This window comes from Streptomyces sp. NPDC001156, assembly GCF_053598275.1.
The window spans coordinates 1-6783 of sequence record NZ_JBSFJX010000320.1; the positions used below are offsets into that span (position 1 = coordinate 1).

Below are 6783 nucleotides of genomic sequence, written 5' to 3' on the forward strand. Positions count from 1 at the left end.
ACCGAGGAGGGCGTCCCGCAAGGCGGGATCATCTCCCCGGCGCTGATGAACGTGGCCCTGCACGGGATGGAAGAGGCTGCCGGAGTCCGCTACCGCCTCACCGGCCCACGGGCTGGTGAACTGGCAGTGGGTTCTCCGACTCTGATCAGATACGCCGACGACCTGGTGGTGCTCTGTCACAGCCAGGAGGAGGCTCAGCAGGTCAAGGAGCGACTCACCCGGTGGCTCAGACCCCGGGGTCTGGCCTTCAACGAGGACAAGACGCGCATTGCGTACCTTGATGAGGGCTGTGATTTCCTGGGCTTCACCGTCCGCCGCTATCACGGCATGCTGCTGATCAAGCCGAGCAAGGCATCCGTGCGACGGATCCGGGCACGGCTCACCGCCGAGGTGCTGGCTCTTCGGGGGCAGAACGCGGCGGCGGTGATCGCCAAGCTCAACCCGATCATCCGGGGCTGGGCTGCCTACTTTCGGGGTGTGGTCTCCAGCGAGGTGTTCACCTCGCTGGACAACCACGTGTGGAAACTGGTCTACAAGTGGGCCCGGCACACACACCCGAACAAGCCGAACGGCTGGGTGACATCCCGGTACTTCGGCCGGTTCAACGAGTCCCGGCAGGACCGGTGGGTGTTCGGTGACCGCGAGAGCGGCCGCTATCTCACCAAGTTCGCCTGGACCCGGATCGTCAGACATCAACTCGTCGTCAAAGGGGCGTCCGTGGACGACCCGACGCTGACTGAGTACTGGGCCTCGCGGCGACGCAGGAACAAGCCCCCGCTCAGCCCGCGCCTGCTGAGTCTGCTCCAAAGGCAGCACGGCCGGTGCCCGCTCTGCGGAAGTCTTCTCCTGCACGCCGACCGGCAGCCGCAGAGCCCCCAGGAATGGGAGCAATGGCTGCGGGCGATCCGGACGGCGGTACGCGCGAACGCGCTCACCGCCGAACGGGACGGAAGCCAGTCCGACGATCTGGTCGCCTTCCGACTCACCCACGTTCATTGCCACCGCTGGCGCGGCGGCAATGAACAACAGCGACCAGCCATTCTGGCTGCCCGTGGGCCTTCAGGGCCTGCTTGAGCCGGATGCGGTTAACGCCGCCCGTCCGGTTCTGAGGGGGGTGCGGCGCAGCAATGCGCCGCACCTACCCGACAGGTCGAGTCCGCCTTCTACGCCCTGCGGCACACTCTGCAAGCAGGGCTGGTCCTGCGCTCGTGCGATCCGGCCAGCCTGGAGCAGGAGATGTGGGCCGGCCTGATCGTCTATCAACTGCTGCGCAGGGTCATGACGGACGCGGCCCTGGCCTGCGAAGGGGCGGATCCGGATCGGATGAGTTTCACCGTGGCCCTGGAATGCGCCCGCGACCAGGTGGCCCTCGCCTCCGGCATCGAGTACACCGGTCTTACCGCTGACGGGACGATCGGCGCCGCCGTGCTGGAGTCCCCGATGCCTCCGCGGCGCCTGCGCGTCAGCGCGCGGAAGGTCAAGTGCAGCACCTCGCGCTACGCGTCCCGGGCTGACGACGAACGCGCTACGACCAGTATGAACGTCACACACCTGGCCATCGACATCCACGACGGGCACGTCCCCTTCGCCATCCCCGAAACACCCGCGCCCGCCGGTGGCGGGCCGCATCCATCGTCCCGGGTGTCGCGCAGGGAGCAGGTCATCCAGCTGCTGCTGACCCACCCTGTCCGCTCCTGGACCGCCCGGGAGATCGCCTACGCACTGGGCTACCCCAAGCACAAAGTCATCGCCGGGCAGTTGTGCCAGTGGGCGATCACCGGGGTGCTCGAACGCACCGCTCCCGGCGCTTACACGGTGGCCCCCGCCTGGGCCGATCCAGCCCATCCAGGACGAGCCGTACATACCAGCAAGGAACGCACTGTCGCGTTTCTGCGCGCGAACCCGGACCGCTCTTGGAAGGCCCGCGAGATCATCGACGCCCTCGAGTATCCCCCGGCCCGCCACCGTGGTCTGGTCAACGAGCTATGCCGTTGGGTCCGGGACGGCATCCTCGAACGAACCAGCCCTGGCAGCTACAAGCTCCCCAACCCCATCGATTTGACCTGCGGCGTTTCCGCTTAACTTCCGGGCATTGGTCCAGGGCCAGGTGCGGTCGAGGTGCAGGGTGCGCCTGCGGGCGTGGGCGGTGAGCCGGGCGGGCAGGTGGTAGAGCTTCATCCGGATGGTCTCCGGCTCGGCTGCGGCGAGTTCGGGCTCGTCGGGCAGGAGGAGGAGCCGGGTCCATGCGTCGAGGTCGGCGGCGATCGTGGCGGCCAGTACCCAGGCGGTATTGAGCTGCCAGGACTTCGAGGGCAGCAGCCCGAGACCGATCCGCTTGATCGCTTTGACGCGGTCCTCGACCTCGGCGTGATCACGGTAGAAGGCGTCCACGAACCACACCTGCCCGGAACCGGACACCCCGGAAAGCCCCTGGTATGCGGGGATGTTCGTGGCGATGATCTGGTAGCGCCAGCCGGTGCGCTTCTCGAAGACGGTCAGCTTCTTCGCGTCCCGCCGCGAGGGCTTGACCCGGCGCACGATCAGCCGCATTCCCTTCGGCCAGCCGGTCAGGTCGCGGACCCCGGTCAGCTCGGCGACCTGGTAGGAGATCCATTCGCCGTCGGGTCCCTTGATCTCGTGGACCTCGCCGTCCTGCCGCAGCGCGGCCGTCCACACGTTCTCGGGCAGCAGCGCGATGGCCTGCTCGTCCGTTTCGTTGATGGCCCAGCCGGTCACCCAGCGCACCCGGCGCCGGCTGGTGGACAACTGCTGGAGATGGTCGAGGACGTCGTGGCTGAAGGCCGCGCCGTCGATCCGGACCAGCAGCTTCGACCACAGCGGCAGCGGGAGTTGCCGCAGCGCGGCGGCCAGGACCGTCTTGTGGTCGGCGACGTCGTTGGGCGGCGCGTTGCCGGGCCGCAGCAGCATGGCGACGCACTCGCGGGTGTTGGCCACCCACGCCCCCAGCGGCATGTGGCCGAAGCTGCCCTTGAAGGTACCCGCCGCGCCTTCCTTCCGGCTGGTGCAGGTGACGATGGTCGCGTCCAAATCGAGGACGTACCAGCCGGTCACCTCCCGGCCGCACACCGAGATCCAGGGGAAGCCGCCGGGCCGCAGGGCGAGCAGCATCCACACCACGCGACGTATAACGGCGCGGGCACGCTCCACCCGGGCCGCGACCGGGCCGTCGATCGCCGCCAGGGCGCGGCGCAGGGTGCTGTCCGAGACCGGCCGCGGGAACACCGCCCGCCAGTGGTACTGGAGTTGCTCGGCCTGAAGGACGTTCGTCGCGCCGAGCACGATCGCACAGGCCAGCTGGACCAGCGCCATGCCCCGATCACGCCAGCCCGGCCCGGCGCCCTTCGGCAACGCCGCACTCAGCGCGGTGACCAGGCCGACGCGGTCGGCGACCTTCCGCAGCAGCACCACGCCCGCGTGGCCGATCAGGTTCTTGCCGTCGGCCCGCACAGCAAGCCGATGATCCCATTCGGTAGCCTGCACCTGTCGGGTGCCTCTTCTCTGCGACGGTTTTGATCTAGGCAATCCAGATCATCGCAGGTGGGAGGCACCCTTCTTCTGTCGGGGCATCAGGTCACAGCCGTAGCTGAACACACGAGGTTGATGCACCGCCGCGAGATACCCTCCGGACCCCCAGTGATCCACCGCCACCGGCCCAGACGCCGGGTGCGGCGGATGACTGCTGCCCTCACCGCGCTGCTCACACTCGCCGTCACCGCCCTCACCATCGGCCTGGCCACCGGTGTCCCGGCCGCCGCTTTCTCGTCCGCCCCGCGCGCGTCCGCCTCCGCGGGTACAACGGGCTTCGGCTGCGCCCATCCCGTGCGAGCGGGACAGGTCCGCTGTTTCGGCGTCCTGAAGGCCCACCGCACGGCCTCGGGCCGCATGTCACCGTTCACCACCGGATCCCCGACCACGGTGGGGTACGTGCCGTCCGATCTGCGTTCCGCCTACCACCTGGGCGGTACCTCGGGATCCGGTCGCACGGTGGCGATCGTCGACGCCATGGACGACCCGAAAGCCGAGTCCAACCTGGCTACTTACCGCAGGGCCTACGGTCTGCCGTCGTGCACCACCGCCAACGGCTGCTTCCGCAAGGTGAATCAGAGCGGCCACGCGTCGCCGCTTCCCTCCGGTGACTATGGATGGGCCGAGGAGATCAGCCTGGATCTCGACATGGTCTCGGCGGCATGCCCTGGCTGCCATATCCTCTTGGTCGAGGCGAACTCGGCGAACGCCGCGGATCTCATGAAGGCCGAGGACACCGCCGCCACCACTTCGGGCGTCATCTCTGTCTCCAACAGCTGGGGCGGCTCCGAGGACAACACCATCACCTCCGCCGACTCGCACTTCCACCACTCCGGCGTCGCGATCACAGCGAGCTCGGGTGACTCCGGTTACGGCGCCTCCTGGCCGGCCTCCTCCCCGTACGTCACCGCCGTGGGCGGCACCTCGCTGAGCAAGGTGTCCAACTCGCGCGGCTGGACCGAGACCGCCTGGAGCGGCTCGGGCTCGGGCTGCTCGGCATACGAGGCCAAGCCGTCCTGGCAGCATGACTCCGGATGCGCCAAGCGCACCGTCGCCGATGTGTCCGCGGTCGCCGACCCCAACACCGGGGTGGCGGTCTACGACACGTACAACAACTGCGGCGGCGGATCGTTGTGCGACACCGAGCTTCAGCTCGGTCTCGCACAGGGTGCCGACGGATGGGTCCAGGTCGGAGGCACCAGCGCCTCGTCGCCGATCATCGCGAGCGTCTACGCACTGGCCGGAAACACCTCTCAGGTCGTCAACGGCTCGTACCCGTACAGCCACACGTCGGCGCTCGACGACGTCACTTCTGGCAGCAACGGCTTCTGCGGAGGCAGTTACCTGTGCACCGCGGGGCCGGGATACGACGGGCCGACCGGTCTCGGCACGCCCAAGGGCACCGGCGCCTTCTGACACGGCGCTTTCTGACCGACAAGGGCTGGGCTCGCGTGCACTGCTGCCGCGCGAGCCCGTACCGGCACCTGGACCGGGACGATACCGATCGCGGTGTCCGCCGGGCCGCAGAACCCCTGCGACCCCGTGCTCTATGAAGGCACGCTCAAGGAGTACCAGGCCGACATCGCCAAGCGCTCTACCCCTGTCGCCGCGGACACAGCGACGCTGGAGATGACCGTGCAGGGCCGCAGCAAGGAGAAAGTAATCCTCCGAACCTTGTCCATCGCGTCGGTCACCGAAGACCCCGTGCCTACCAACGGCATCATGGTCACGAGTTCCGGATGCGGAGCCGCACAGGATCGTCACGTGTTCAACGCCGACCTCAGCCGACGCCCCGTCGAACTCACAGGCGCACCCGAGGACACCCTGACCGCAGGACCCACACGCATCTCCCGCTTCCCGTACAACGTCGGTCCCGACGACCCACAGGACTTCCTCATCCACCTCCACAAACTTCCCCAGAACAAAATCGTGTCCTTCAAACTCGTCCTGCGCTGGGTCGCCGACGGCAAAACCGGCACCACACAGCAGACTTACAGCGTGATCACGGGCGTTCCCAACTCCGTCAAGCGGTACACGCGCAACATGTACGACGCACTCGTCCCCGCCAACTAGAGCCTGTTGGGAAAGTGCTGGTCACGGCCAACAACGTCTGGCTCCGCCGTGCTGGTTGTCAGTCTCTCGTAGGCTCTCAGCGACCTGATCGGAGGGATAGCCATGGAAGACCCGACGGGCATCGCAGCGCTGGCCAAGATTCTTCCTCCAGATCTTGGCACTGACGGCGCTGGCGCCTGGTCCGGTTTACCCAGCGCCGTACCCTCGCCGACGAACACCACTGGCGCGCGATCCAGCCGAGAGCAGTCCCGGGCTAGAACGTGGCGATGTTCGGCGCCGGACATGTCGGGCCGGCACAGTTGGCGCCGGTGTACCGGGCACTGCGCAAGGCCTTCGAGGACAGCAAGAACGAGCCGGGGGCGGCGGATTTCCACTACGGCGAGATGGAGATGCGCGCCACGACCGCGACGGAACCGCGCCCGCCGAACGCGGCCTGCTGTGGGGCTACTGGATGCTGTCTGGCTACGGCCTACGCGCCTCCCGGGCCCTGGGCTGGCTCGCTGCCGCCATGCTCGTCACCATCCTGCTGCTGATGGGCTTCGGAATCCCGAAGGACTCCCCGAAGCAGGAAGCGACCGGCACCGTGCCGCCCGGCGGAGGCAAGGTCACCTTCGAGATAGACAAGGACGACCCGAAGAACCCCACCGGGAACAGGTTCACCGGCGTGCGCTTCGAGAAGGCCCTGAACATCACCCTCAACTCAGTGGTGTTCCGCTCCAGCGGCCAGGACCTGACCACCGCCGGCACCTACATCGAGATGCCCTTCCCGTCTGCTGGAGCCCACTCTCCTTGCCCTGGCCGCCCTCGCCGTACGAGGCCGCATCAAACGCTGATCACCGCCGCGAACCACCGCACGAAGGATGACCCCACGACCGAGCGCGTTACCGTCCTTGTCCTGCTGCCGCTCGACGCGCCCGGCCGCTGGTGCGAGCGCCACGGCAACCGCTGCATCGCCACCTGCGGGAGCGTCGGCGTCATCGCCCAACGGGGTGAAGAGCTCCCCTTCATCCCCCGGCTCGGCGACACCCTTGTGTGGGACGGTGAGCGGATCACCGTGCTGGAGCGGCCGCGCCCCAACGCGCACGAGAGGAGGAGCCCATGACCGCTGACCTGGTGGCGTTCCTGCGCGCCCGGCTCGACGAGGACGACCGGGCGGCGCGCGCT

At 67.9% G+C, this 6783-nt stretch carries 6 protein-coding genes; 5 read left to right on the forward strand and 1 reads right to left on the reverse strand.

What is annotated here, in order from left to right:
* Positions 1–1074 (forward strand): group II intron maturase-specific domain-containing protein (locus ACWDA7_RS48985; RefSeq protein WP_450614205.1); only part of this gene is annotated, 1074 nt, incomplete at its 5' end.
* Positions 1075–1236: 162 nt separating this feature from the next.
* A complete protein-coding gene (locus ACWDA7_RS48990) occupies positions 1237–2082 on the forward strand; it encodes a hypothetical protein (protein WP_450614207.1) in 846 nt (281 codons plus the stop codon).
* Here ACWDA7_RS48990 and ACWDA7_RS48995 read toward each other — a convergent pair.
* Positions 1984–3501, reverse strand: a complete 1518-nt coding sequence (locus tag ACWDA7_RS48995) for an IS1380 family transposase (protein ID WP_450614209.1) — start codon at positions 3499–3501, stop codon at positions 1984–1986. The genes ACWDA7_RS48990 and ACWDA7_RS48995 overlap by 99 nt on opposite strands.
* 120 nt (positions 3502–3621) lie before the next feature.
* Here ACWDA7_RS48995 and ACWDA7_RS49000 point away from each other — a divergent pair, with 120 nt between their 5' ends.
* The 3 genes from ACWDA7_RS49000 (at position 3622) to ACWDA7_RS49010 (ending at position 6721) form a co-directional block, all read left to right on the forward strand.
* Complete coding sequence (locus ACWDA7_RS49000; RefSeq protein ID WP_450614211.1) at positions 3622–4962, forward strand: S53 family peptidase; 1341 nt, start codon at positions 3622–3624, stop codon at positions 4960–4962.
* Between the two features lie 93 nt (positions 4963–5055).
* Positions 5056–5619 carry a hypothetical protein gene (locus ACWDA7_RS49005; RefSeq protein ID WP_450614213.1) on the forward strand — a complete coding sequence of 188 codons (564 nt, stop codon included), beginning with the start codon at positions 5056–5058 and terminating at the stop codon, positions 5617–5619.
* A gap of 451 nt (positions 5620–6070) precedes the next feature.
* Positions 6071–6721 (forward strand): hypothetical protein, encoded by a 651-nt coding sequence (locus ACWDA7_RS49010; protein ID WP_450614215.1) that lies wholly within the window; start codon positions 6071–6073, stop codon positions 6719–6721.
* Positions 6722–6783 lie beyond the last annotated feature (62 nt).

Coding starts and splice junctions, on each gene's coding strand:
- ACWDA7_RS49010 (WP_450614215.1), top strand. CDS start 6,071: ATGCTGTCTGGCTACGGCCTACGCGCCTCCCGGGCCCTGGGCTGGCTC.
- ACWDA7_RS48990 (WP_450614207.1), top strand. CDS start 1,237: ATGTGGGCCGGCCTGATCGTCTATCAACTGCTGCGCAGGGTCATGACG.
- ACWDA7_RS49000 (WP_450614211.1), top strand. CDS start 3,622: ATGCACCGCCGCGAGATACCCTCCGGACCCCCAGTGATCCACCGCCAC.